The organism is Symplocastrum torsivum (assembly GCF_059505465.1).
Genome location: NZ_JCACKQ010000112.1, coordinates 97,127 through 123,681, shown reverse-complemented (window position 1 = coordinate 123,681; position 26,555 = coordinate 97,127). Strand labels below are relative to the sequence as shown.

The 26,555-nt window shown below is 46.1% G+C and carries 25 protein-coding genes; 13 read left to right on the top strand and 12 right to left on the bottom strand.

Features of this window, described 5'->3' with window-relative positions; all coding sequences use genetic code 11:
• Nucleotides 1-143 precede the first annotated feature (143 nt).
• Together AC5JL3_RS25740 and AC5JL3_RS25735 are read right to left on the bottom strand one after the other, a co-directional pair.
• Nucleotides 144-1,040, bottom strand: coding sequence for a pentapeptide repeat-containing protein (locus AC5JL3_RS25740; protein WP_496077181.1), 897 nt, complete (start codon nt 1,038-1,040; stop codon nt 144-146).
• Nucleotides 1,041-1,273: 233 nt separating this feature from the next.
• Nucleotides 1,274-3,094: a DUF3685 domain-containing protein gene (locus tag AC5JL3_RS25735; protein WP_496077180.1), complete on the bottom strand. Its 1,821-nt coding sequence runs from the start codon at nt 3,092-3,094 to the stop codon at nt 1,274-1,276.
• Between the two features lie 133 nt (nt 3,095-3,227).
• On the opposite strand from AC5JL3_RS25735, the gene AC5JL3_RS25730 reads away from it, so the two are divergent.
• Entirely contained in the window at nt 3,228-3,596 is a 369-nt protein-coding gene (locus AC5JL3_RS25730) for a pentapeptide repeat-containing protein (RefSeq protein WP_496077179.1), read from the top strand.
• Nucleotides 3,597-3,647: 51 nt separating this feature from the next.
• Here the strand turns inward: AC5JL3_RS25730 and AC5JL3_RS25725 are convergent, their stop codons facing one another.
• The gene (locus tag AC5JL3_RS25725) at nt 3,648-5,504 is read right to left on the bottom strand and encodes a hypothetical protein (protein WP_496077178.1); all 1,857 of its coding nucleotides are present in this window, start codon (nt 5,502-5,504) and stop codon (nt 3,648-3,650) included.
• Between the two features lie 175 nt (nt 5,505-5,679).
• Between AC5JL3_RS25725 and AC5JL3_RS25720 the strand changes: the two genes are divergently transcribed.
• A complete protein-coding gene (locus AC5JL3_RS25720) occupies nt 5,680-9,039 on the top strand; it encodes a pentapeptide repeat-containing protein (protein WP_496077177.1) in 3,360 nt (1,119 codons plus the stop codon).
• A gap of 64 nt (nt 9,040-9,103) precedes the next feature.
• On the opposite strand, the gene AC5JL3_RS25715 is transcribed toward AC5JL3_RS25720, so the two are convergent.
• Nucleotides 9,104-9,646, bottom strand: coding sequence for a Fur family transcriptional regulator (locus AC5JL3_RS25715; protein ID WP_496077176.1), 543 nt, complete (start codon nt 9,644-9,646; stop codon nt 9,104-9,106).
• A gap of 292 nt (nt 9,647-9,938) precedes the next feature.
• Entirely contained in the window at nt 9,939-10,184 is a 246-nt protein-coding gene (locus AC5JL3_RS25710) for a ChaB family protein (protein ID WP_192218898.1), read from the bottom strand.
• Between the two features lie 566 nt (nt 10,185-10,750).
• On the opposite strand from AC5JL3_RS25710, the gene AC5JL3_RS25705 reads away from it, so the two are divergent.
• The 5 genes from AC5JL3_RS25705 to AC5JL3_RS25685 all read left to right on the top strand — a co-directional run bounded on the left by AC5JL3_RS25705 (nt 10,751) and on the right by AC5JL3_RS25685 (nt 13,419).
• A complete protein-coding gene (locus AC5JL3_RS25705; RefSeq protein ID WP_496077175.1) occupies nt 10,751-10,906 on the top strand; it encodes a hypothetical protein in 156 nt (51 codons plus the stop codon).
• Nucleotides 10,907-11,105: 199 nt separating this feature from the next.
• A complete protein-coding gene (locus AC5JL3_RS25700; protein WP_496077174.1) occupies nt 11,106-11,339 on the top strand; it encodes a hypothetical protein in 234 nt (77 codons plus the stop codon).
• A 406-nt stretch (nt 11,340-11,745) separates the two neighbouring features.
• The gene (locus AC5JL3_RS25695; protein WP_496077173.1) at nt 11,746-12,636 is read left to right on the top strand and encodes a multinuclear nonheme iron-dependent oxidase; all 891 of its coding nucleotides are present in this window, start codon (nt 11,746-11,748) and stop codon (nt 12,634-12,636) included.
• Nucleotides 12,636-12,842: a hypothetical protein gene (locus AC5JL3_RS25690; protein WP_496077172.1), complete on the top strand. Its 207-nt coding sequence runs from the start codon at nt 12,636-12,638 to the stop codon at nt 12,840-12,842. Before AC5JL3_RS25695 ends, AC5JL3_RS25690 begins: the two co-directional genes overlap by 1 nt.
• Before the next feature lie 250 nt (nt 12,843-13,092).
• Complete coding sequence (locus AC5JL3_RS25685) at nt 13,093-13,419, top strand: STAS domain-containing protein (RefSeq protein ID WP_496077171.1); 327 nt, start codon at nt 13,093-13,095, stop codon at nt 13,417-13,419.
• 221 nt (nt 13,420-13,640) lie between these two features.
• Here the strand turns inward: AC5JL3_RS25685 and hpsE (AC5JL3_RS25680) are convergent, their stop codons facing one another.
• From hpsE (AC5JL3_RS25680) to AC5JL3_RS25670, 3 genes are all read right to left on the bottom strand, one after another.
• On the bottom strand, nt 13,641-14,654 hold the full coding sequence (gene hpsE, locus AC5JL3_RS25680; protein WP_496077170.1) for a hormogonium polysaccharide biosynthesis glycosyltransferase HpsE: 1,014 nt from the start codon (nt 14,652-14,654) through the stop codon (nt 13,641-13,643).
• A 64-nt stretch (nt 14,655-14,718) separates the two neighbouring features.
• Entirely contained in the window at nt 14,719-15,702 is a 984-nt protein-coding gene (gene hpsE, locus AC5JL3_RS25675) for a hormogonium polysaccharide biosynthesis glycosyltransferase HpsE (protein ID WP_496077169.1), read from the bottom strand.
• 75 nt (nt 15,703-15,777) lie between these two features.
• Nucleotides 15,778-15,987: a Nif11-like leader peptide family natural product precursor gene (locus AC5JL3_RS25670; protein WP_192218890.1), complete on the bottom strand. Its 210-nt coding sequence runs from the start codon at nt 15,985-15,987 to the stop codon at nt 15,778-15,780.
• A gap of 190 nt (nt 15,988-16,177) precedes the next feature.
• On the opposite strand from AC5JL3_RS25670, the gene AC5JL3_RS25665 reads away from it, so the two are divergent.
• Nucleotides 16,178-18,313, top strand: coding sequence for a PstS family phosphate ABC transporter substrate-binding protein (locus AC5JL3_RS25665; protein WP_496077168.1), 2,136 nt, complete (start codon nt 16,178-16,180; stop codon nt 18,311-18,313).
• A gap of 397 nt (nt 18,314-18,710) precedes the next feature.
• Entirely contained in the window at nt 18,711-19,100 is a 390-nt protein-coding gene (locus AC5JL3_RS25660; protein WP_496077167.1) for a rhodanese-like domain-containing protein, read from the top strand.
• 154 nt (nt 19,101-19,254) lie between these two features.
• Here AC5JL3_RS25660 and AC5JL3_RS25655 read toward each other — a convergent pair whose 3' ends face one another.
• Together AC5JL3_RS25655 and AC5JL3_RS25650 are read right to left on the bottom strand one after the other, a co-directional pair.
• Nucleotides 19,255-19,683 (bottom strand): hypothetical protein, encoded by a 429-nt coding sequence (locus AC5JL3_RS25655; RefSeq protein ID WP_496077166.1) that lies wholly within the window; start codon nt 19,681-19,683, stop codon nt 19,255-19,257.
• A 41-nt stretch (nt 19,684-19,724) separates the two neighbouring features.
• Nucleotides 19,725-20,879, bottom strand: a complete 1,155-nt coding sequence (locus AC5JL3_RS25650; protein ID WP_496077295.1) for a peptidylprolyl isomerase — start codon at nt 20,877-20,879, stop codon at nt 19,725-19,727.
• Between the two features lie 308 nt (nt 20,880-21,187).
• Between AC5JL3_RS25650 and efp the strand changes: the two genes are divergently transcribed.
• The 4 genes from efp (at nt 21,188) to AC5JL3_RS25630 (ending at nt 24,768) form a co-directional block, all read left to right on the top strand.
• A complete protein-coding gene (gene efp, locus AC5JL3_RS25645; protein WP_192218886.1) occupies nt 21,188-21,745 on the top strand; it encodes an elongation factor P in 558 nt (185 codons plus the stop codon).
• A 129-nt stretch (nt 21,746-21,874) separates the two neighbouring features.
• Complete coding sequence (accB, locus tag AC5JL3_RS25640) at nt 21,875-22,402, top strand: acetyl-CoA carboxylase biotin carboxyl carrier protein (RefSeq protein ID WP_192218885.1); 528 nt, start codon at nt 21,875-21,877, stop codon at nt 22,400-22,402.
• 68 nt (nt 22,403-22,470) lie between these two features.
• Complete coding sequence (locus tag AC5JL3_RS25635; RefSeq protein ID WP_192218884.1) at nt 22,471-22,824, top strand: ArsR/SmtB family transcription factor; 354 nt, start codon at nt 22,471-22,473, stop codon at nt 22,822-22,824.
• 753 nt (nt 22,825-23,577) lie between these two features.
• A complete protein-coding gene (locus tag AC5JL3_RS25630) occupies nt 23,578-24,768 on the top strand; it encodes a PAS domain S-box protein (protein ID WP_496077165.1) in 1,191 nt (396 codons plus the stop codon).
• Nucleotides 24,769-25,052: 284 nt separating this feature from the next.
• On the opposite strand, the gene AC5JL3_RS25625 is transcribed toward AC5JL3_RS25630, so the two are convergent.
• Both AC5JL3_RS25625 and AC5JL3_RS25620 read right to left on the bottom strand, forming a co-directional pair.
• Entirely contained in the window at nt 25,053-25,664 is a 612-nt protein-coding gene (locus tag AC5JL3_RS25625; protein ID WP_496077164.1) for a GerMN domain-containing protein, read from the bottom strand.
• Nucleotides 25,665-25,766: 102 nt separating this feature from the next.
• Nucleotides 25,767-26,552 carry an LmeA family phospholipid-binding protein gene (locus AC5JL3_RS25620; protein ID WP_496077163.1) on the bottom strand — a complete coding sequence of 262 codons (786 nt, stop codon included), beginning with the start codon at nt 26,550-26,552 and terminating at the stop codon, nt 25,767-25,769.
• Between the last annotated feature and the right edge of the window lie 3 nt (nt 26,553-26,555).

The window sequence follows — 26,555 nt, the reverse complement described above, 5'->3', positions numbered from 1 at the left end:
TAAAAGGATTTTGTACAACGATAAGTTTACCCTTTACACAGTAGAACTAATCGAGACTATTATCAGCTTTGAAGTTCTACAGTTAGAGATAGATTGCCAAGTTGCGACAGTCAAAACACAAGAGCGCAAAAGCGAATTCTGATCTAACACTGACAGCATTCTTTGAAGCTGGTATCAGCTAAATCTTCAAAAATAGCTCCCCGTCGAATCCAATCTAGTTTTGTTTTCTCACAAATCCCTGAAATCCTGGCAAACTTAGCCTTCTTTAAATTTGCCCCCCTCAGGTTCCCCTCACTCAAGTTGACTCCACGTAAAATCGCTCCGCCTAGGTTGGCACCACATAAGGTTGCGCCGCTCAGGTCGGCACCGCTTAGATTGGCTCCTCTGAGGTCAGCGATGCTCAAATCTGCACGGATTAGATCAGCACCTGACAGATTAGCTACACTCAAGTCGGAGCAAATTAGGTCGGCAAGGCAAAGATTGGCGCGAATAAAATCAGCACGGCTCAAGTTTGCCCGAATTAAGTTGACGCCACTAAGATTAGTTCCATTGAGGCTAGCTCCACTCAGGTTGACCCCACCTAAGTTTGCTCCACCTAAGTTTGCCCTACTTAAATCAGCTCCACCGAGATTCGCTCCTCTCAGGTCAGCACTGCTCAGATCGGCACAGATTAAGTTGGCGCGGATTAGATTGGCACGACTAAGATTAGTACAATTGAGATTAGCGTCGCTCAAATTTGCCAAGGTGAGGTTAGCATCGCTTAAGTCAGCCTCGCTGAGGTTTGCCTCACTGAAGTCAACTCCGCTCAAAAGCGCCCCTCTAATATTGGCAGCATTCAGGTTAGCTCCCCTGAGATCAGCATCACTCAGGACAAGACCTCTTAGCCGAGTACTCCTGAGATCAGCTCCTGCAAAGTCTTCTGTAGGGTTTAGACCAGCAATTTTTACAATTTCCGAGAGATTATCGGTCTGTGCTTTAACAACACCTTGGATAAGGCTTTGTAGTTCCTGAAGCGAGTCGTCGTCAATCATGTATATCATGTGTTACTTCCTTAGACTGATATTAAGCTGAAAATTTAAATTCAATACCAGCAGAATATCTATGATTTTTAAGGTTGCCCTCTCTCGGTAGGGTCAATCGAAGTATCTTTTGTTGAATTGAGATTGAAGCCTCAAGCTTCAAACGATTAAAGGCTAATTAGGTAGAACCAGAAAATTTTAGTAACCTTTAAGCCTTTAGTCAGAGAGAAAAAATTCTCAAAGGGTACAACAAATTACTTCCCTCGTTCACTATTTTTCCCAAACCTTGTGTCCTGTAAGGTACTGCCAACGCCTTGAATCACTCCGCGAACAACTAAACCGATGCCTCTTCCTAGTACTTGTGTGAGGACGTAAACAACACCTTTGCCAACCCAAGCCACAACACCTCGTAGACGAGGTGCGATCGCATCCCGTGTCTCATACGCTAAAGTTACCGCTAACGGAATACCTCGAAGCTGTTCTAACTCCTGACGTCGAGGCGCATAAATTGAAGTTCTTTTGATACCTGTATCACTCAAAACAAATAACTCATATCGACTTTCAAAGATGGTTCGTGGCTCTTCTAGCCCTTGTAAAGTACGATATCTCCAAGACAGATTATTACGAAATCGAGCTAGTTCTCGCGATGAAATCAAATGCCGAGCATAGAAACTTTGCTTAATCGTCTCCACATCTGAAAACTCATTCAAAAGTGGTTGAACAACAGCATTAGCCACTTGAATGATTAGATTATGAAGTACCAGTTCTGCCCGTGCCACTGCTTCAGGAGTCTGGGCGGGATAAGAAACATTATCAATGATTAACGGTGCTTCAAATAGCTGCTGAGTTAATAAGTCAACCACGAAAGGAATTTTATCTAAAATTGCTGTTTTAACAAGGGCAGCATCGCTGAGTAAAATATTAACAACTTCAAACCCGTTTTCTTCAATTGGCAATGTATAATACTTGCCAAAAAAATCTATGATTGACACTTGCCACAAATCTTGTAGGATTAGCGATCGCTTTTGAGGTAGCTGCTCAAGCGTCACTTGGGAGAAACGCAATTCCTGAAGAATATCCTCAAATTTTTGTAGGACTATATAAAGTAAGTCTTGCTTTTTCTCAGGAGAGAGAATATCAATTTCTAACACAACACCTGTGAGATTTGATAACCCTGACTGGAGTTTCGCTAATGTCAGCTCAAATAGTGTCGATTGCTGAGGGACTTGACTAAGCTCAGAGTTAGCTAGCCGCGACGCTGGTACTATTTGTTGCCTGGAGATAGAGGATTGGGAACTCGAAGAAAGTGAGCGAGTCGGTGTTGCGGGTACAGAAGGAAGTCCGAGGCTATCAGCTGCACGTAATGAATTTTGTCCCCCTATCCTCTCCCGTTCCACGACGATGACATCAGTAGGCAATAGTTGATTCACGACCCAACGTGCTGCCCGAAGTTCGCGACGGCGTCCGCTCCAAAATAGCCAGTCCAGGTTGGAAAGATTGGGATTCTGAAGCTCTTGATTGACTAGCGCTAGTGCCTCTTCAATTTGCCGCAATCCGTAAGAGCGCATTTTGTGATGCCAAGTGGGAGGGCGTACAGAACTTGTCAGTGCTGGTGACTCTGTTGAAAGTGTCTGCCACGCAGGTTGACCCGACCTAATCTGACGTATGGCTTGGACAAGTGTAGCGATCGCGCTTCCCTTAGCACAATACCCCTCGATCCCAGACTCCTTTACCGATAGCAGCAAAAGCGGTTCTGATTGAGCCGTGAGTAGTAGAACTGGCAAGTCAGGGTACTCTGTCTTTAGCTGCTGACATAGGGACAACCCGGATAAGGAATTGGGGCGAGAACCACCACTATCGAGTTCCAAAACAACCAAATCAACAGTATTCTGACTAACCAGACGACCTAAAATCTCTGGAGCAGCAATACCCGTATCTGCCTCCGCCACAACTTGCAAGTCAGGAAACGATTCTAGGGCTGTGCGTAGCCCTAACCGGAAGATGGGGTCATCATCGACTAGGAGAAGTCGAGTTAAGCCGTGGATACTGTCGCGTGTGGCGTTGCTATCGCTCATGAAACTGATGGGCAAGCGCTCCAAGAAAAGTGGATTAAATTAAGCTTAAAGCAGTAAGAAAATCTCTTAAACCACATACAGGCAACTGCTACAGTCTACTAGAAAGTCCGGTTGCCTATCTTTTTTATCAAACATGGATACTGAGGAACTACTTTTGCGTTATGCCGCTGGAGAGCGAGACTTTACTGGAGCGAAGCTCTCCAGAGCTTCGCTTATTGGCGCAACACTGGTGGGAGCTAATTTCTGGGGCGCGGACTTGAGTGGCGCTAACCTTGCTAGAGCAAAACTCTGGGGAGCCAACCTGAGTGGCGCTAACCTTGCCAAAGCTAACTTGACAAGAGCAAATCTAAGCGGAGCGAAACTCAATGAAGCAAATTTACGGCAAGCTAAACTCAACTTTACCAAGCTTTTTGGAGCTTCTCTAAGTGGAGCGTACTACGATGAAACGACCCGTTTTTCTAAGGGTTTTGACCCCCAAAGTCAAAATATGCGGAAAATGTGACACCTGTAGAGAAATCTGATTCTCTCGTTATATTGAACACTGCCTCTTGCGTCAGTATGCCTCAGGAGTAAGCGACTGAGCTTCACGGTTAAGGGCGGCACTTTGTTCTATCCAACTATTTTTTAAGGCTTCAGCTTGACTGTAAAGTGCCCGTTCAGGGGAGATTTGAGAGATGGTAGCGATCGCAACATCGAAACGACCTTGAGCGGCAAGGGCGACGGCGGCTTCCAGAATCGGACGATCTTCGGCTGTTTGAACTTGAGCGACCCAATCGCTAATTGCAGTTTGTGCTTGAGCGTACAGTGCTCGATCGGAGCGAATCTGTCCTGCTGTAGAAATGGCGGCAATCAAATCTCGACGCTGGGCAAACGCCTGTGCTAAATCCAAGATGGGCTGGTCTTCGATGGTTTGAATTTGCCGATTCCATTTTGCGATCGCACTTTGAGCATCAAGACGCAGGGGCTGACCTAGCCCAACAGTACTGGCGATTTCCACGGCTGTTTTCAATTCTTTTAGTGTTCCTCGCTCTCCAAATTGTTTAGCTCTCCAAAGTTGGTCATGGTCTTCAATATGCTGAATTTCCTTCCGCCACTGAGCTATCAGCGTCTGGGCAAATATTCGTTGAGGACGCTTTGGGGCAACCTGGGTTGCTTGGTCGATCGCTATTTTGAGTGTCTTTTGCTGATCGAAGCTTGCGAGTAGGCGGGCAACTTGTAACTTTGTGTGGTCTTGTAATTGAGATTGCCAGAGCGTCGCTTGGGTTGAGGCTTTGCGGTACAGTGGGCTTTTGGATTCAATTTGGCGTACTGCTGCGATCGCATCCAATAAAGCGAGAAGGGTGTCTTTCTTAGCCATCTCAAATGCACGACTCAGGTGAATCCAATCTTGAGCTTCCTGATACAGGGGAGTATTTGCAGGAATGCGCTCTAGCACGTTAACTGCACTGTCATACTCTTGTTGGTCAAAATACGTTACCGCGATTTGCACTATAGTACGACTCCATTGGGTCTGTTCTGCTTTCGCCTTGACTTTGACATAGCTGTTGGGGTTAACTTTCCCTGCCAGTGCGATCGCTTCTTCCAACTGTTCTAGTTGATTCAATTTTGCTAAATCCCGTGCCTCCTCTAGCTGTTCCCATGCAAGTTTTTCGGCTGCAAGCTGCCGCATTAGCGCATCAACACGCGATATACTCCAATACTTCCGCTTACTGGTGGATAACTCAGCCATTGACTGAGATGCTTGCTGCCACTTTTGTACTTTCAAGGCTTCTCTAAATTGGTTAACTAGCGCTTCGCTGCGTTGCCACTCTTGTTTCCAGGTAGCAATTAAGGCTTGTGCTTCAGGATACAGAGGGCTATTGACAGGAATTTTGCTCGCAACACTCACTGCTTCGGATTGATTCCCTTGGCTGATTTTTTGTTGTGCAATTTCTAAAATCAATCCTGACCATTTCTCCAGCATCCGCCGTGATTCTGGGTAGAGGGGATGATTGGGAGACCACTGCTGAACTAAGGTGATGGCGGCTTCTAATTTCTCTAATTTTCCAGAGGTTGCTCCAACTTGGGCACAGAATAAGCGATCGCCATCAGTAGATAAGCGCGAGAGGTTTTGGCAATCAGTGGGAGGTGGCAGCTTGGTGAGCCATAACACTCCTGCGGTAACCGTAACTCCCATAAAGGAGAGAAGACTTAACCACACGAGCGACCAGCGCCAAGCGCGGCGAAATGAGCGGCGAGGCTTTGGATCACAGATGAGGAGAGCGGATGAGGACGTGAGGTTTGCCTCGACTCTTGCTCTCTGGTGTTCCCGCCTTCTCTGGGCAACTTGAATAAGCAGTTTGCGTTCCCGGCGTTTACGAAAGCGACGGGGTTTTTTGACATGAAATCGGTCTAATTCTTTTCTTGGCACGGATCAACGATTAGTCCCTGATGGGTAATGGAGAGCTAATACGATTTTCTTCGGCTACGCTGGAAGAGCCAGACCTAAATGGGCGACTTGCCCAGGGCTGGAATCCTTTGACACGCACTCATTGTATAAGGTTCAAAATAAGATGAGTGACCAATTTTGGAGTGACTAGGGTGGCATGAGCCTAAGCATCCGGCATTGGCTAGTAGAGCGCAATATTGAACTTGCCCAACTAGGGCACCCTAGTGCCCAAATTGCTGGCATTGCTTTTCGTATTGCCCAAGATATGGAGGTCAAAAGCCTCAGCCCTTTTTCGATCAGTGCTTTAACTGACGTTTTGGAGCTACCGTTAAAAGCGGCATGGCAGGTTGCAGAACCTATCTCCCAGTTGAGTGTAGGATTGCTACGCATTCTCAGTCGAAAAAAGCCGTTAAGACGTAATGAAGGAACCTGGCTTGCCTTTCAAGTGGCTTATCTTAATGCCTTACAAGGAATTTTAGAGCAAGAATTTCTGGTTGCAAGACCTTGGGTTGATCGAGCCTCGGTGCCAGCGGGTCAAGATGCAGCTCAACCCTTAAACGACTCGCAACTCCTAGCTTTGCTAAAAACCCTACGTCCAGGACGGCTTAGCGATAGTCAGGCGGAACAAGCCCTTTCATTAGTGGCTGAGTCGTTTCTAGTGCAGCAGATGAATAGTTTAGCGATCGCTTGGTTTATCGCCAATGGTGCGGAGGAAACCGAAGCGAAACTGCTGACACAGCGCATCAGTAATGGATTACCGGGTTATCTACTCAAGGTGATTGCCGAGAATGCTCTACCCTTGGCGCAACTGCAAAAGTTTGTGCGGCTGGGCAGTTTAAGCAGTTCGCGAGACGCCACAACCCCTGAAGAGACTCCTGAGCGAGAAATCACCGCAGCGACGCTACCGATTGACTTGGATCGGGAATACTATCGAGCAGATCTTGCCTGTTGGTTGAGCGAACCTTTGTTAGGTGAACCCTTTTCTCTGAAAGATTTATACATTCCCCTCAAAGGGCAAGTGCTTAAAGATGAGGGATTCTCCTTGCAAAACTACTCCATCTTCCTGGCACCTAGAGTCTCAAATCCTCCACGTCCGGTGGATTTAATGGACTGGGCAATGTCGCAACTGGAAGATCATACTAGTATTGCCGTCATTGAAGCCGATCCCGGTAGTGGGAAGACGAGTTTTTGCCAAATGTTGGCGTATCGAGTCTCTCAAGAACTTTATCCTAACTGGATGCCTGTGGTCATCCAGCTTTCAAAGGCGACGTTAGGTCAAACCCTTGAGCAGACTCTCAACTCTGCCTTCCCGATTGGACGCTTCACAGATACGGATGGCTGGTTATCTGTTAATTCGCCTCCCTGCTTATTGATTCTCGATGGTTTGGATGAACTGCCCCGTTCGTCCCAGACACAACGCCACCTCTGGACGTTTATGGAGCAGGTGCTGCGATTCCATAGCCAGAATACAGCTTCGTCGGGTCTTCCTCGTCACAAGCTGATTCTTACCAGTCGTCGCGCAACCCTAGATTGTCTGACGCGAAAGTATCGACAACGTAGTACCCTACCGATGCCTGCGCCACTACAGCGAATTGCCATTGAACCGATGGGGCAGGAGGAGTTTCGACACTGGTTTGTTGCGTGGGCAAAACTACAATCGAAGACTATTGCTCAGGTGTATTTTTCGTTCCTCAAACACGGAGGAGTATTTCAACACCGCTCAACAGGCAACGACTTTGCGGCTTTGCTCACACGCCCTCTGATGCTGTATCTTGTGGGGCTTTTACACCGAGATGCTTGGGTGGATGAAAGCATCTTTTTACTGAACGCCTCCCAAGCCAAGTTTGAAATTTACGACCGGATGATGCGGTGGCTGTTGGGTGAATCTACGGCTGGCAGTGGCCCACCACCGGAGTTAATCCGGGAAGGGCTTGCTCATGCTAGTCGCTCACAAGAAGCGATCGCTAATTTGCTGGAAAATCGCTCTCCCCAAGTGCTGCGTTATCAAATGCAAGTAGCAGCACTAACGATGATTCAAACTGGGCAATATCAAGCAGCGTCTACCGCTATCCAGAAGCGTCTCAACGGTGAACCAACGACTGGTGTATTCTTTCCCTCACTACCAGCTCTCTTCTTCCGCTCTCAGCGAACCACGGCGATTTGGGGTGCAAGAGCGATGGATGATAACCTAACGACAGTTGGAGGCTTCCAGGACTCAGTTGTCCAAACACCTCGGCGCTACTCAAGATCGGATGCGGCTGCCGACTCCCATGCCCCAAAATCCCTAATCCAAAATCCAATTATTGAGTTTTCTCACCCTAGCTTCGGGGAATATCTGGGTGCTGAAGCCATTGCAGTTCAGCTTCAAGCGATGACTCAACCCGTTAAAAATCAATACGGTGAAGTTGGCTTTGTCATTCGTGAAGCCGTTAACGTCGCTCAGCATCTTTACACTTTGCTGGGTTATGGTCTAATGTCGGCTGAAATTGAAGAACGTGTGGTACTGCGTCTCCTACAAGAGGAAAAGCGTAATGCTGATAATTTCTCCTTTCGAGTCCTCTTTGAACGCCTATACCGTTTCTATCGCGCTTACTGTCGAGGGCGATGGCTGGATGAAGGCATTGCTCACCAAGCGCATTCCCAACTCAAAGAACTCAACAACCCCTTGACTGTTTTACAAGTTGATGCTGCTGTTGGGTTGAATGTTTTCTTGTTGCTTTGTGCGATCGCACCAGCGGCTCAAATTCCCTTCTGGCCTTGTGGCAACCCAGATAATCTACAAGAGTTTGATGCCGACCAGCTACTAAATTTTATCAATCGAATAGCTGCACTTTCTCCAACTACCTTTTGGGAGCGTGCGCGGCAGAGTTTAAGGAAAGTCCAGCTAGCAGATGCTTGCCTAAACCAAACGATGCTGGCTGAGGCAAACTTATGGCAAGCTAATTTATCAGACGCTGAATTAGTTGGGATTAATTTAGCCGCTGCTAATCTCCAAAATGCTAATTTGTCTTGGGCAAATCTTGCCGGAGCAAATCTATCCAACGCTAATCTGATTGGAGCTAATTTAGAAGGCGCTGATTTATCAGGCGCTAATCTTAAAGGAGCCAATCTTACATCAGCGAATCTTGTTAGTGCTTGCTTATTTCAAGCTCGATTGGATGAACAAGCTAAAAACTTTGCCACGAGAAGCGGAGCTTTCTTTACCCTGGAAGATTTCCAAGCTTACAATCAGTCTTTAGCTCCAACAAGGATTATTAGCAATCTTGACGAAGATGATCTTTTGGCAGAAGAACCGACAATCTTTATTGAGAGTGCTGAAGGAGAGCCAAGCTTACCGGATGTGAGGTATGAGTACAATCCTGATGACTACGACGGTGATACAGCACAAATTGAGAATCTAGATCAAGAAAATCCAGCTTTTCCTGACTACGATGATGGTGCCATTGAACAGGATGAAACTATAAGGCTGTATGACCCGGCAACCACTGACGTTGAGATTCCCAAAAACTCTTTTTAGAGGGTGTTTTATGGCAATTTTCTCAGGTTATGAGTAGTCGCGGCTATAAGCTGTTTGAGTGCCTCTATACCGATGCTTGTGATTGATTCATCCGGTAGCCGTAGAAATCAATCTTATATTCCGTAATCCTCACACCTGTTTGCTCCTCAATTTGCTTGAGCAATTCTTCAGGCAGTTCTACATACACATCGACAATCTGGTTGGTATCCAGGCAGTTGACGTGACTATGAGCATCACAAACATTACCATACAGCCGTCCATCAGACCGCTCAATACACTCAATAATGCCCTGACTGGATAGCGCTTCTAAATTCTGATACACAGAGGTATGACCGATCGCTTTACCTTGCTGATTCAAACGGTCATAAATTTCTCGCGCCGACATATGCTCTTTGGCTTGCCAAAGTAGTTCTAGAATGAAGCGACGTTGACGGCTTAGACGCATCCCCAATACCTGGCATTGATTGAGGGCATCATCAAGAGAGCGAATGGGTTTAGCAACTGCCGCTTCGTTTTGCATTTTTGGTGTTTTTAATTGATTGGTTAGCTGATTCATATCCCTGTCTCCCATTCTATCGACGAGACTTAAGTCCTTACGTCCTGGCATCAGTAACCTAAAACCTGGAATTGTAATAACAATGCCCAAAAACTTGCTGAGGGACAGCTGGCAACTGCTTAAGTACGACACCCGGTACAATAAGACAAACTCATTACAACTTTATCTTAGATTGCTCACTGATGTCCATGAAATGTGCATAGACGTATCATCCCTTAGATAGGGATTAAGAGGAAAGGTCTGTAAATTATGTAGCGTTTAATGGGGTTATTTTCTTCAACAGCAATAGGGGTACAGCAATCTGTACCCCTACAATGCCGCATCAAGATCTTATTTGAAGTCTTTAGCCAGCAGCCATATTACCAGTAGAGCTATTATCGCTAGTGGCTTCTGGCTTGACGTGCCATTTGCCATCCTCGCCCTGTACGTAGCCACGTTTTACAGAGTTCCAGGCTACTTGTACAGCACCATCTTCGCTTATGCCATCCGAAGAAGCACTCTTGTAAGCGGCAAGGAAAACTTGCTGAGCACCTTGAGGTAGGTTCTCTTTCACTTCATTCGGTAAATCTTCAAGCTGTTGAAAAGCCATAATCACCCTCCGTCAATTTCGTTAGTTTTAGGTATATCCACTAGGAAATCAGACGAGATTTGAGAAAACATCTTTCTGGGGATACAGCTAGCAGCCTATTCTCTACGCAATCGCCTCACGGAACCTTCCCACCTCACCTCAGTCCTAACTTAACCAAACTCACCCAAAATGCGATCGCGTTGTTCAGCATCTGCTAAATCTACTAATTTTCGTAACATCTGTACTGTTAAATCGCCATTTTATGGTATTTCCAACTAACAGCGATCGCTGTTACTGCGGGTCTTGCTCAATCAACAAAAAGCCACTCTCTAGGGAGAATCGGGTCAATATGAATTCCTCTTGTCAAAGCAATGAGGAAATATCAAGAGATTGTGAAGTTGAGTCCAGATGTGCGAAAAGCTTACTAACTTTTGGGAATTCTATTTATACAAACTAACGAGTCGTCTAAACAGCTTTCCGCTCAGACCGACTTAAGCAAAGGCGCTCTAGTAAACATGATTACTTCTTATTAGGTAAAGGTTTAACCTGAGCGACACCATTAACTAGCACTACCCTAATTCATCCCCATGACTACAAAAACTGGAAAGAGTCAAGTCGGTAAGTCGGTTGAGAGTTCACTCATTGCTGGAACTGAAAGCTTTAACTTCGATCTATGGGCTTCACAGGTCAAACGGCAGATGATTACTTCACTCCAAAAACAAAGCAGAAATTCAATGAGTTAATTAGTTTCTGCAAAGGCAAATTTAACAGAATTTGACACACTGCAATCTGTGCTGACTGATAATTTTGGATTTCGTCATCTTAATGACCTGCGACTAAAAAAATTTTAGTTTCAACTTTTGAAACCGGAGTTATGAGACAGTAGGGTTACCTTAAACTGAGGGTGATGTAACAACTCACCTTCTGACCTGAAAGACCCTTATGTTAAAGAAATTTGGTATTCTGATTTCTACCTTTGTCGGGCTACTGACAGCTTTGGGTTCTGGGATGGAAACGCCAGCACAGTCTACGGACTTGAGCGTGCGGTTTGGCACACCAAACTTGCAGGATCAAACAGCCATATCTGAGAACTCCCAGACTTCGCTAGAAGTTTGGAGTCGTCGTCCAGGAAGGCGATCGCGAAGTCTTCCTTGCCCTGCCTGTGGGATGGGTTAAGTTGAATGGCACTGAGTTAAGCGAAAAGTAATCGTTCGTAGAAAAACCCTGCTTGGGGGGCTTCCCCCCAAACCCCCCATTGGGGGACGGAGTGCCTCCCCCAAACCCCCTGCACAAGGGTTGATCGAGAGGTAGCAGAGGTTGAATTCATTCATTAGACCTTTTGCAAAAGTCCTTTTCATCAAATTCTGGGGCAGGCGGGATGCCTCCTACCCCACAAGAAAAAAGGCTATGAGTGGGATGGGCCGAAAAGCCCGTCCTAGCTATTGCTCTTCAAGAGGTCTATTAAGTCGGTGACATTCCCGTTAAGTTGAAGTCAGCGCGTGCTGTTCAAGGCGACAGTATGCGCTGGCTGAATGAATAATGTGATGAACGGCTCGAATTAGTAGAGTTGTGTTAATTGGCGATGTTTAAGTTCAAACGCCGTACTCCTATGGTCGGACTGTCATTGATGATGGAGTCTGATTTTTTCCAAGCTACCCAACCTTTGTTTGAAACTGGGGCAGTAGAAGTGCTGGAGTGGAGTTTTGATATGGGTTGGGGGGTGAAGGCAAAGCCTCCTTGGGTTGAGGAACTGCTTCAGTTTTACAGTCAACGCGATCGCCTCACTGGGCACGGTGTCAGTTACTCACTCCTATCAGCGCAGCCAGGTGAACGGCAAATCCACTGGCTCAAGTCATTGCAACAAGAATGTCTTGACTATCGCTATCGCCACATTTCCGAGCATTTTGGCTGGATGGCGGCAGGAGATTTTTACCAGAGTGCCCCGTTGCCATTGCCCCTGACTCCTGAAACCTTGCAGTTAGGGCGTGAGCATCTCAAACGTTTGTCAGACAAAGCAAATGCTCCAGTAGGATTGGAAAATTTAGCGTTTGCCTTTGGATTGCAGGATGTGTTGCAGCAGGGAGAGTTTCTTGCTCGACTGCTGGAACCAGTGGATGGTTTTTTAGTGTTAGATTTGCACAATCTGTACTGTCAAGTACACAATTTTCAACAGTCGGCTGAGCAGTTATTAGAACGCTATCCTTTGCAGCGGGTACGAGAGCTGCACGTTTCGGGCGGCTCCTGGAGTGTCACCTCAAAGGGGCAACAAACGAGAACAATTCGGCGTGATACGCACAACGGTACGGTGCCGGAAGCGGTGTTTGAGTTACTGGCACTGGCGCTCAAACGCTGCCCTTCTGTTGAAGTCGTGATTTTTGAGCGAATCGGCCATACCTTACACACTGAAATTGATATCGAAGGATTTCGACAAGATTTTTGGCGAATCAAACAAGTGGTGAAGGAGAGTGTGTGATGTCGTTAGATATAGCCACATTTCAGTCCATCCTTTTGGAGACGTTATCATCTCAAGACGAGCCAGATGTCATTAAGGCAACCCTGCAACAAGAGGCGCTATCCCCTGCGCTACAGAATTACGTTCAAACCTTTGAGCCTGAGATGGTGGAGATAGCGGCTGAGTTGGTAAAAAAGTGGGGGAAGCGGTTAAGCAAGCTCCAATAGCATTTCTCTGTCATTCAGGATTTGACGAATTCGCCTCTCTCCGACTGAGCAATTCCGTTCCATTAGATCTGTTCCCGCCTAAGCTCACTCGAAAAAGCTTTTTAGAAAATCCTTGTCAACTGAGAAAATTCGGATAACCTACAAAAAACTTTATTTCAGATTGAAAATAATTAAGTATTTTCACTGTTTAACTCTAGAAGAGCATTGGTTATAGTTTTGGCAAAACCTTCTAAGCCAATTGAGTCTAACTATGCTGCCTCTTACTAAAGTCGTACAACCCACTGGTATTTTAGACAGTATTAAGGTTGAGCAATTACGTCAAGAGATTAATGACCTTGTCGAAACTAAACCCACTATTATATTAATTGACCTTCAGAATGTGACTTTTATAAACAGTGCTGGATTAGGCGGTTTAGTCGCGGTTTTTAAAACAGTTCGTGCGACAGGTGGCAAACTTTTTCTTTGCTCTATTAATGACCAGTTAAAGCAAGTGCTTGAGCTGAGCAAAACGAATAAAATCTTTAGGGTTTTTGCTAATCAAGACGAATTTTATTCACAAATAACCGCTGGAGAATAACAGACTCTGAGAATAAATCCAAGAATTGTTAATTATTGTTACAGCACAAATAACAGCTTGTCCCTTTTTGATATCGGGAACGTATGCTCAAAGAACTGCAACTTAAAGAGCAACATCTAATATAGGATTAAGCTGTTCATCATTTAAATTTCCGAGACGATCTAAGCCAGCAAAAGGCTTCAGCCTCTTAAATACGCAGTTGAAATGCACAACAGCTTAAACTACACAGAGAGCTTATTCAAAGATAAGGTACTAATTTTTCTAGCAACGCTAGCTTTAATAAAATAAAACGGACTTAATAAGTAACCCCAAGAAAAAGCCAGCTCACAAGCAGCAACTAAATCATAGACTAAGCCTTTTTCCTTAGATGAGGTCATTAATACCTGTTGATATTTAATAAAGTGTATCAATACTCGACGAACACTTCCAAGAAATGTTTTGGCAAGAACATTTGGTTTTTGCCAAAAGGGAGTATTGATCATTCGTAAACAACAGCTATTCAAGCCAACGCCAAAAGAGAGGTTGGTTAAATAGTCTTTCTCTAAGCGCCAAGCGGGTATCTGGTGGTAAGTCTCCATAGCTGGGTTATACCAAATCTCCCAACCAGCTTTGTGGAGGTAAAGCAATGGTTCTAAGTCTTCACCACCTACTAAGGACTTGCCAATCCTACCCTTAAGAAGTGGGCGTTTAGGAACTGCGTTACACCAGGCTTGCTTGCGAACAACTAGCCCAGCACCAGGTGGTAACTTCAGCTTATCGGGTTCATAGAGATGAGCTTGTGAACCTCGTTCGGTAATACCGAGAAAAGGAGCAATGCGCTCAAAGTTTGCTGGTGGTTCAACGTCAAATTCACCATGAATTTGACTAGCATAAGCCCCAGCACCTTCGTGAGCTTTACCAAAGGCATAGGCAACTGCTACCCAGTCAAGCGATGGCAAATTGTCATCATCAAGTAAACCGACTAATTCACTGGTTGCTTCTTGAATTGCTCTAGTCCTGGCAAAAGCTGTTCCCTGTTCTGTTTCCAAATAATACTTCAGTGGACAGGGTGCAGACCAGTTTGATTGAATATCAAGCACAATGGTTTTTGTAGCGTCCTGGCTATTGTTATCAACAACGATGACTTCCCAGGTGATGTGTTCTACATCAATTTGCGATCGCAGTCTTTCCAAAATCCGAGGTAATCGACTTTCTCCGTTGTAAGTAGGGATAGCAACTGTAAAGTCAACTGGCATAAGAAGTTATTACTTGATTAAATATTCTAGATCTAGATATATGTGATAAACGCTATAAACTTGCTCAATCTTTACTATCAAAGTAGCCATGTTGCCAGAGGTAAAAAGGGCTGATTAAACTACTGACAAATAGCTGCATCTCACAAGCTGCAATTAAGTCAGATTGCACACGGGTACCATGTTTGAGCAAGTGAACAGCAATCTTTCGCAAATCATTTGTCATGTAAGCTAAAGTTGCGATCGGTCGCTGCCAGGATTTAACACTTAGCATTCGTGTCACATGACGGCTTAATCCAATTCCCCGAAAGAATGGAATTAAATACTCTCGTTCTAATCGCCAGTGGGGAATTTTATGATCGATTTGCATCGTGGGGTTGTACCAGATTTCCCAGCCCTTAGATTGAATATAAGACAGCATCTCTAAATCTTCACTAGTGACCATGCTGCTAGGCGTGCGTCCTGACAAAATGAGCTGCGAGGGTACGCTTTCAAGCCAAGCTTGTTTACGCACAACTAACCCAGCTGATGGTGGTAGTACTTTCTTTTTCGGTTCATACCGCAGTGGCGTTGAACCTCGCTCAGTAATGGCTAAAAAGGGAGCAAGTCGCTCAAAATTTTCCGGAGGTGAAACTTCAAACACTCCATGAATCTGACTACCGTAAGCCCCTGCTGCTGGGTGTTCTTGTGCAAACGTATGGGCAGCTAATACCCAATCAGGTGCAGGGATATTGTCATCGTCCAGAAAACCCACTAGTGTACCTCTTGCTTCCTGAAAAGCTCGATGTCGGGCGAATGCTGCACCCTGATTGGGTTCAAAGCAATACTTTAAAGGGTATTGCTTCGGCCAGTTGACCTGATAAGCTTGAACAACTTTCGCTGTATCATCGGTGCTATTGTTATCAACAACAATCACTTCCCAACTGAAATGCTCCGACTGAAGCGATCGCAGCATTACATCTTTACAAGAGAATTGCAGTCGCTCTAAAACTTCCGGTAGACGCCTTTCCCCGTTGTAAGTGGGTATGGCAACAGTCAAATCAACGACCATCGTCTTTACCAACAATGCTGCTCAAACCAAGCTTCTAATACATTAGCTCGACTTTCGTGGAACTAAGTGTCCACCTTAAAGCCCTGGAATCTCAGACACTTTGCTTTTCAATTCTTCCACTGAGAAACGGGTCATCTCGCGCCACTCTTCTACCGTAAATGTATAGCCGTAGGCTTGAGCCATTTCTACAAAAGCTTCTAGATTAGGGGCTGAATTGAGCTTCTCTTTGAGAGCAGAATCAGCTTGAGCATCTCTATATAACTGAACGACCGCTTCCTTTGCCATACCCGTTTACTCCAATCCGCTAAGATGTCCCTAAACTCCTCTGGCTAAGATAGCGAGTTTGGTTTTTCCCCCGCCAGCTCTGCAACAAAAGTATAGGACTCCCAAGGCAGCTTGATCGTACTATACTAGCGCCAGAAATCCCAAAACTCGCCCTGTCCAGAACGTTCGCGAGGGGGTTTGGTTTTTACCTATGAGAATTGCACAAGTCCTCCTCAGCGCCTACCTGAGACGCCACCCCACCCATATCAGGCTTTCCCAGTTCAACTTCTTAGCCCGGTACGTCTGGCTCAAAGATCTCCTTGATGAGATTAGACCAGAACTGTTCCCGCCTGAACCAGAAGCTGAACTACCTCAGGCTGTTGAACCAGAAGCAGCCAGTGAAGAGGTTGCAAAACTCCTTAAAGCAGAGATTCGCGGTCGGCGAGGTACATATCGAGTTGAACACTGGCTTGGTAAACGGGGTATGGGGCAACTGTTTGCTGGGGTTCAGCTTGGGGCAAATCGCTCTATTGTTATTAAGGAATACTTGCTACCCCGACGCTATTTCAATCAGGAGGAGGCGCAGCAGCGACAGAAGGCGTTTGTAAATTTGGCAGGAGTGAGCCTTGCCGATGGACGTGTGCAGGACTTGCGAGTTATTAGTCCACTGGAAGCGATCGCAGATACTACCTCATTCGAGCGCTGCTACCTTGTGACTGATGAGCGAGATGGTTGTCCAACGCTAAAAACTCATCTGGCACAAACGGGTGTAATGCCTCCTGCACAGGTGCGTTTAGTTCTTGCTCAGGTATTGCAAACCCTAGAACTTCTCCATCAACAGAAATTTCGCCTCCCATCTGGTCAAGACCAAGTCGGACTAGTTCACGGTAATCTCAGTTTAGAGAGCCTTCTCTGGGTGGAGAACCAAAAAGAATTTTTTATCTATCTTTGTGATTTAGCCCTCTGGGAGCGGATTTTTGACCCTCCAACAACAAAAGCTCTCTCGCGTTCCATCGCTCAAGACTTGGTTGCTGTCGGATATATAGGGTTTTACCTACTTATAGGAAAAGCTGACTCAAACTTTGATCCACGTCAGGACGAATCCTGGCCAATCACTACAGACTTACCGCTTAAAGAATTCATCCTGCGCTTAGTGGGAGTCGCCGCACCGTTTGAGAGTGCAGAAGTAGCCCGAAAAGCATTGTTAAAACTCCCTCAGCCTATCACCGTTAGTCAGCTAGCGTTGCAAGCGGAACCTGAAACCTCTAAGCCGAAACCCTTCTCCCGCCTCCTGCTGCTGCTTTTGTGTGCCGTGGGGTTGGGAGTTGTCGGGAGTATTATCTGGGCGTTACTGCCAAAACCCCAAACTAGCGCCAGTACTCAAAAGGAACCTCAATTGTGCTGTTTAAAGGAAGTGAGTGCAGTTCCAACGGGGAAATTCACCTATACGGCTGTGCAAGGTGGTACTTGGAGTTATATACAAGGACAAACCAATGTGAGACAGCCAGGGCAAACGCTTGAAGCTAGGTTGAGAGAGTCTCAGGCTAATTTTCAACTCAACTACAAACCTTCGCCGTCAATTGAAGCTGCGATCGCAAAAGTCCAAGCGAGAGAAGTTGATTTTGCAATCATTCCCATACTCAAACCCCTTCCTATTGATTTGGCTTACCGAGAGATTGCTTATGATGGACTTGCCGTTTTTGTAGCGTTTAGTTATTCCAGGCGCAATCAGGGGTTACCCAAGACGTTGGAGGGTGAAGCTAGCTTAGAGGAGTTACGGCAGCTTTATCTGGGTCAGATTTCAAGTTGGCAGGAGCTAAAGGGGGCAAATCTACCTGTAAAACTCTACGCTCCAACAAACCCTGAAGCGATCCAATTTTTTGAGCAGCGCGTTCTTAAGGATGTGCAAATGAGCCGTTTGACTAAGAGTCAGGTTACCCAACTGCCTACTTTAGAAATGCTCCAGAAAGTGCTTCAAGATTTCGAGTCGCCGGAAGGATTAGGAAGCGTCGGATTTAGTCCTCTCAGTCAAATTTTTGGACAATGTTCGATCTATCCCTTGGCGGTGCAAGCTAAAGGTAAAAAGGCTGTTCAGGCATTGGTTCTAGACAAGGATCAACCCATCGACCCAAGTACAGATTTGTGCGATCGCAAGGGTAGTTATTACCCTGATGTGAAGGCATTTCAAACTGGGCAATACCCACTAGCCTATTCACTTGCCGTTGTCTATCCACGGGATAATAGTCTCGCTCCAGCCGGGGAAAAGTTCGCTCAGCTATTGCGAACTTCTGAAGGGCAACGATTACTTTATGAAACAGGACTAGTACCCCTTAGAAGCTCGAAGTGACATCTTCCCGACGCTGACTGCTTAGGTGGTACAGTGGGGGCTTCCTTGATTTTGCCAATGAAGGAAAAAATTTAAGAAAACTGGCTCAAAAATCTATCCAAAAACATAGGTGAGTAGCAAAATTTATTGTTACTTTGCAGGAGGTTAGCTGTGCTATTTTCTGCCTATTGAAATTAATCTGATTATCTTTACCTACTGCTGAAAACATAACTCACGTTGACAGCTCAAATGTCGTGTTGACTACAGCAACTAGCAACGAGTCAATTGTTTGGCTTGGATACGTCAATTGAGCTTGCAGAAATAATGGCAAATAAGTCAAGGCTTCTAAACAAAAATTTGAAAATATTAAAAATAGTTGTTACATTGCAGAAGATACGACAAAACATGGTATATTTTCATGGCTAATTTTTTTGATATAGTTCCAACCTTTCGACCATTGCAAACGCAGTCTCGTGTTTTTGACCTAAAGGCAAGGTTGGACTGGGGTGAACCAGCGTTGACTATCATTGACGTGCGCGATCGCGGGGAGTTTAATATCAGCCATATAATGGGAGCTGTTCCCATGCCGCTGAATGAACCCACCAATCGAGTTTTAAACAAGCTTGAACTTGACCGGGATATTTATATCTACGGCGAAACAGACGAAGAAACCGCTGCCGCTGCGGCTCGACTTCGTGCAGCGGGGTATCAAAACGTATCTGAAATCAGAGGTGGTTTAGCAGCCTGGAAAGCTGTTGGCTATCCAGTCGAGGCGCATCCAGCCACGGTAACTCTTGAAAACAGCTAGGACTTCCGCACTGAAACGAAATCTCGTTGTTCTAAGCCTTTTTCAAGAAGCTGAAAGCCTTATCTTCCCGTTGCAGAACGGGTTGAGTGCGTAAGTCCTGACAGCCACTCTGAAAATGGGCAGTTATTTGTGTACCACTCTTAAGTTTTGCTACTCAAGTGGATTTATCGACTGAAAAACGCTTGTGAAGTTTGGGGAAGCGATAGAACGTATCGCCATCGGCGTCAACTTCTGGAACGGCAGCAAATAATTGCACTTGTCGCTCCAAGTACTGTCGCGCTTGCTGCACATCTACCCTTGCTGCTGCTGTTAGCTGGATGAGAGAAATACAACTGCCTTGTTCTTGCAGGAGTTGGTAGAATGCATCCTCCAATTGCTGACGATTGAAGGATTCCTCTAACTGCTGCTGCCGATTTTTGGTGCTGCCACGGATTAGCACGCCTACCAAAAGAGCAAGTGTAATCACCAGGAGAGCATCAATAATTGGCATAAACGCTTTGTTGTTTGTTATTTGTTCTTTAGTTGTTTGTTGTTTGTTAAAGAATACGAATAACCAATGACCAACAACAAATAACACTTTCATCCCACGTCCTTGCTTACGTGGGATGAGTTAAGCATCACTCTTCAATTGTTGTAGGCGACTTGCGGCTTGACCAAATTCTCAGCGCCGTTCACAACTTTTGCCGACTCGATTACGTCACCCTCTTTGAGCTTTTCGAGAGTTTCTTTGCCGTCTACGACATAACCAAAGACTGCATAACGACCATCCAAGAGGTTTAGTCCAGCTGGGGTGAGTTCTGGCTCAAATAAGAAGAAGAAGAACTGGGAAGAACCACCATCAGGGTCAGTTCCTGGACGTGCCATTGCTACAGCCCCATAGGCAGAGAAGGGAAGTACAGGCTGGTCACGATAACGACCTGCATCTTCTAAGGTAATGCCATAAATTGGCTCTGTATCACCCCTTACTAGCACTTCTAGAGGGATTGCTCGGTATTGACCTGTTGCGGGGTCGATAAATCCTTCTTCAGGGCCAGGTGGGTCACCAATTTGCAGAACATAGGAGTCTTCAGCACGAATGAACTCTAAGCCGTCATAGAAGCCTTGCTGAACCAAATCAACAAAGTTACCAGCTGTAACAGGGGCGCTGTAACCATCAACAACAATAGTCAGATTGCCTTTGTCGCTGGTCATCTCCACAGTGGCACGACCTTTGAGTTGAGGCAGATTGCTGTAGTCGGCAGGCACTTCAAAGGGAAACTCTTTGACCATCAATTCTTCGAGTTCACCAACTTCGTTGAGGAGTTTACCCCGCTCAGTCCAGACCTTGTCTTTATCCTTAGCTTCTACCGCCTCTCGGATTGAGGCAATACCGTCATTAAGTTCGGCAATTAGGGCTTCGGCTTTGGGTTTTTTCTCGTCTGGGATATCAGCTAGCAGTTTATCGGTGCGATCGCTTAAAATTACAGCGGCTCTGGTAACATCCCGGCTAATCGAACTCCAGCGCTTCCCCCGCAGTTGGGTCGCGATATCTTCTAAACTGGCTTGCATATCCCGCGCCTGTTGATTCTCAATTGGAAGAGCATACCGCAACAGTGCCTTACCATCTGTAATGGCATTTCCTACTGGTAGGCGACTTTCACGAGCCGGTTGGTCGTTACCGTCCCACCAAGCACCGCTTAGACCGAGAGAGAGCGTAGCCAACAGCACTGCCAAGACACTGGTTTTTGCCAAGCGTTGGCACCAATCGAGCTTTAAAATTTTTGAAAGTCGCATAAACATTTCTACCGAAGGCTTGCACCAGAAAGTTTTAGGCTCATCAACAGCCTGAAGAACTTTATTTCTCATCTTGCCATACAGGTGCCCCTCAGCGAATAAATCGGGATATGGGGGTGATGAGGTGAAAAAGTCCGAAGTATATGTGTATTGTCTCCTATCTCCCCATATCCCCATCCCTCTTCTTGAGTCAGATTAGGGGGAATGCCCCACAACAGGGGTAAAATAAATTGCCGATAGCTATCTTCGCAGCAAGACCTAGTCCTGCGGTCGCGAGTTATCGAGCGTCTTGTCCTGACCTTTGAAATAGGTTCATGATTTCTAGTAACGACTTTCGCCCCGGTGTCACGATTGAGTTAGATGGGTCTGTTTGGCGGGTGGTGGAGTTCCTCCACGTTAAGCCTGGAAAGGGTTCTGCCTTTGTCCGCACCAAGCTAAAAAATGTGCAGAGTGGGAGTGTTGTTGAGCGAACCTTCCGGGCTGGGGAAACGGTTCCCCAAGCCAATCTGGAGAAGCGCACAATGCAGCATACCTATAAAGAAGCAGACCAGTTTGTCTTTATGGATATGGAAACCTATGAGGAAAGTAGTCTGAGTTCATCCCAGATTGGCGATCGCGTTAAGTATCTCAGTGAAGGGATGGAAGTTAATGTAATTACTTGGGGTGAGCAAGTGCTGGAAGTGGAACTGCCAAACTCTGTGGTACTGGAAGTTATTGAAACTGATCCAGGTGTTAAAGGTGACACCGCAACGGGTGGCACAAAACCAGCAATAGTTTCCACAGGTGCCCAAGTAATGGTTCCTTTGTTTATTTCTATAGGAGAGCGCATCAAAGTCGATACCCGTAACGATTCCTATCTGGGTCGTGAGTAAAACTGTTTTGATGAGAAAAGAGCGGCGAGGTTGAGAACGGCGAAGCTGGCGCGTGAAATCTCCTCGCCTTCCCACTTACTTTAAGACTTGCTTTACCCCGACGCTCTAGTCCTTAGCCCCTGATTAATTGTGCCATTAGACTTTAACCAACTCCGTGACCTGCTAGCCGCGATCGCTCTGACCGATATTACAGAATTGACCTTAAAAAGTGCTGACTTTGAACTGACTGTTCGTAAAGGGAGTCGCACAACGACTGTTACTGATCCAATAGGTAGTACGGGTAGCAACGCGGCTCCCAGTTTTGTAGTGGCTCCCGCCGACTCAGTAGTCATGCCTAGTCCACCTGCTCCTCCTCCAGAGGTAGTAATCCGGGAGGCAGCATCAGCGGCAGCAACGCCTTCGGTGGTAGACCCAAAATGGGAAGAAGTTAAGTCGCCGATGGTTGGTACATTCTACCGATCGCCTAGTCCTGATGAAGCGCCTTTTGTTGAAGTTGGCGATCGCATCCGTAATGGTCAAACTGTTTGCATCATCGAAGCGATGAAGCTGATGAATGAAATTGAAGCGGAGATATCAGGGCAGGTGATGGAGATTTTGGTGAAGAATGGTGAACCTGTTGAGTATGGTCAACCATTAATGCGAATTAACCCTGGTTAATAATGACTCTATCGTCATTAATAAAATAGCTGCTAAAATTTGGGGATCACTTAGTTCGGGTTGTACCGATGCCAACAGTAAACTCTGTACCACACGAGGTAGTACAACAAGTCGCTGAGTATTTCAGTATCTTGAGTGAGCCAATGCGTCTGCGGATTTTAAATTTGCTCCGTGAAGGCGAAAAATGTGTACAGGAGTTGGTAGAGGCAACCGCGACGAGTCAGGCTAATGTCTCAAAACACCTCAAAGTGATGCTACAAGCTGGCATCCTTAGCCGCCGTTCCGAAGGAACATCGGCTTATTACAAAGTAGAAGATGAGTTGATTTTTGAGCTGTGTAATTTAGTTTGTGATCGCCTTGCAACACGAATTGAACAGCAAGCTCGTCATTTCCGTGACTTCAGTTTAGCGAACAAAGATTAATAACGCACAAAAGTTTTTGAAGCCGACTTGGAGCAGGTGCGTGTTTATGTAGCTACCGTTACCGTGCGGGAAGCCGAAGAAAATTGTCTATAAACCGCCAAGTTGACGATAAGTTGACACGAATGACGACCTTCGCCATACAAAAATCCGTGTTACTGCCAATTGGAATCAGCCATAGACGACAACATAAAAGGCATGATGTAGCGTTAAACACGCAGTTAATTTATCCTGTTTAAGCCTTTTTAAGTACAGAAATAAGCCTCTTTGGATAGAAGAGTCTGTATAACAAAGGTAATAAACTTTATTCATAGCAATTGTTAAGTAACAGGGACATTGCTGTTGACAGGATATCAAGCTCTTAGCTCTCATGATCTAAGAGCTTATTACTTCTTTTAAACCAACCTAGAGCCATACAAAAACCCCGCTTTTCAAGAACAGCCGAAAGCGGGGCTTTACTGATGTTGACAGTGGCAGAGTTCAGAACTGGCAACGCACTAGAGCAATCTAAAAATTAAAATCCAGCCCCCTAAAAACGTGGCTGGTGTTCAAAGAATATTGATGAGTACGAGAGCGTACTGATTTCCTTGACGTAGTTTCTTACTATTTAAATGTGAGCTTGGGAAGCTTTAGCTGGTCTGCTTTTCAATGAAAATATCATATTTTCCTTTATTCTCATAGCTCTGCTTGACTTAGGTTTAAGTCTGTTTTTCAGGTCGAGTTCAAGTCCATCTAGATAGGTAGTGTCAGCTTAAGATGAACGTAGATACATTTACCCAGCAGGTACAGTCACTCCATGGGCGTTTAGCTCAGCTGTATCAAGATGCGAATGCCTCAGTACTGCCGGAACTCAATTTGCTGTTGCCTGTAGCCTTCAAGGAACTTGGCACAGCTTCAGAAGCACTAGAACTAGCCGCAGAGAAACTAGTTCAGCAGACTGAGGAACTCGCAGCTATGCGATCGCGAATCGAAGTGGAGCGGCAGCGTTACCAAAGTCTGTTTGATTTCATGCCGAATGCGTACCTGGTGAGTGACGCACATGGGAAGATTCAGGAAGCTAACCAGGCTGCGGCTGAACTGTTCAACATTGAGCCGTCATTCTTGGTGGACAAACTGCTAGTCAGCTTCATCCCACTACAAGAACGTCAGGTGTTTCGTTCCAAACTAACTCAGTTGCAGCAGTGCGATCGCGTGCAAGAGTATACAGTGCATATGCAACCCCGTAAGGGTGAGTTCTTTGACGCAGCTTTGAGTGTAACGCCTGTCCGAGACGCACAGGGTAATCTAACTCGCTTGTGCTGGATAGTACGCGATATCACCGAACGCAAGCGTGCTCAGTTGGCGCTCTTAAGTCATGACTACGACCCTAGCCAAGATCGCCCAAGGCATTGTTATTCTAAAGGAGAGCTTATCTCTCTAGAACCCCAGAAGATTTGGCTAGTTTGCCAAGGTATAGTAAAGCTCAGCACAATGAGCGAAAGTGGTGATGAGATACTTGTGGGCTTAGCAGGACCATTGATGCCATTTGGCTCTACGATGACTTCTCTGAGTATTTATCAAGCAACAGTCCTAACGCAAGATGTTCAGTTAGTTTCCCTTTCTCTAGAAGAAATCACCGCTTCCCCTCGTCTGACGCAGTCTCTTTTACCTCAAATAAGCGATCGCGTCCGGCAGACAGAATCGCTACTCGCGATCGCAGGAAAGCGACAAGTGAAAGATCGTTTGTACTATCTGTTGCTGTGGTTAAAACAGGAATTTGGTCAAAGAGTGGCACAAGGCACTCGTTTAAGTGTTCGCCTCACGCATCAAGAGCTTGCCGATGCCTGCTGCACTACCAGAGTCACGGTTACGCGAGAGCTAAGCAAGTTACAGAAGCAAGGGAAAGTTACATTTGACTCCCAGCATCACATTGTCTTCAGCTCGACTCCATCCCAGCAAGCGGCATAAATCAACAAAAAACCAAGCGTTGCACATCAAAGGGAGAAAACGGTAGGGGGACTCCTCTTACAACACGCTCATCCCACAGTTGTGCAACGCCTTCTCCCTTTAACGCTGTAGCAATTGAAGAAGGCAGGAGGCAGACGACGTTTAAGTAGTCTTCAGATCGGGATTGAGAGCCTTCCTCCCTATCAGTTCTAGATGACTCGTGAAGAAGGCATTGGGGTAAATTCCATCTGCCATCTGCCTTTGCCTTTTCTTGTTCACACTAGACGAACCTGGCTTGAAAGATGTTAAAGCGCAAAGTCTTCCTCAAAGTTTTCGCGAGTCAGTGGCTGGTCAAGGACTATCCCTTCGCCCCCTAGTACCTCCAGTGGTTTCCCCTCCACCTCAATCCATACCTTAGATGCTGGGTCTAAACTACTGGCTGTATAAAGAATTTGTGCCACACGACCTGTCATTGAAGCGCTGCCACCGCCAGCCGTAAATTCCTTTGACAAATCTACATGCACGCCATCAGCTTCCAGAGCAACACCCCGAAGTTCCGTGCCCTTAGGAATGGTTGTAGTCAAAGCTGGGTCAGCAGGACCACTCAATAAGCTTTTAAACGCACCCTCTAAAATTTCACTTGGCTTGTCAACTTTCTCTAGCATTATCGAACTGGGAACGACTTCAATTCTGTTGTTGACATCATTAAGCCAATAGACCTGGACTTTTTCCTCTGCCGTTGGCTGCAATGCCTGAGAGGACTTAGGAGTTGTTGGGACTGGTGGTGTCTGGGAAGACATGAACGAATTCCACGCTATCCAAGCTGCCCCCCCTCCTGCCGTTAATAGTGCGGCAGAAAGACCAGCAACGAGTCCCAAAGGAACGCGACGAACTTCTTGTTGGTGTTGGTCTTGCATATCAAGAACCCTCCATGAGAATTAAAGAGGATGGGCGTAAACAGGTAACTACAGGTAAACCTGATGCTTTTACGGATGATGCACTCCTATAGTCGATGCAAATTATTGACTTGGTGGGTCAACTCGGACAAATGCGGCTAGCTCTAACTCGTCAGCATTGATGTCTAATTCTAAAAGTCGTGCTGTGATGCCTGCATCTTCCAAGGTACGGAGATTAAAGCGGTTACCGATACCTCCAGCAAACCCGCCAACTAACTGAGGGGGGAGGACTCTTCCATTGATTGAAACGGATGGCTCAATCAGTTGTAAGCTCCGTCCAGCAATGATGTTCAGCCCTGACTCAACGGTGATAGCTAATAACTCAGCATTCGTTTCCTGCACTTCGACCTGAAAACGGATACGGTCATTAGCTAGCAAATCCACCCGTGGGTTGAGAAATTCATACCGCTCGGCTGAACCCCCCAGAAGCTGACCCGCAATCGCTCGCAATCGAGCGGTTACAGTAGGAGATTGTAAAGTCTGGTTGAGATCTGCTTCGGCTAACACTAAACGCAACCCAGCCTGTACAGGTTGCCGGAAAGAGGCTCTTGGTGATTCCTCATTACCCCGTCGAAGACGCTGGAAGTCGATGTTAATCGGGTCAGTTTCCATCTCCAACGCCTCAATCCGAACATTCGGCGTCACCCACAACCCTCTACCAGCAATTCGCACTTTCTCCACCTTACCTTGCAAAGCTTGGTAACTAGGAGTGTTGTCAACCCGGACTTGCAATTGCTCCACTTTGTTCAAGCGGGAACGGAAGTTACTTTCGATCACCTTGTCGATGACTAGACCAACGGGGGAGACACCAGCGAGTAAACCAGATAGGAGGATGGTCAGAAATTCCATAAG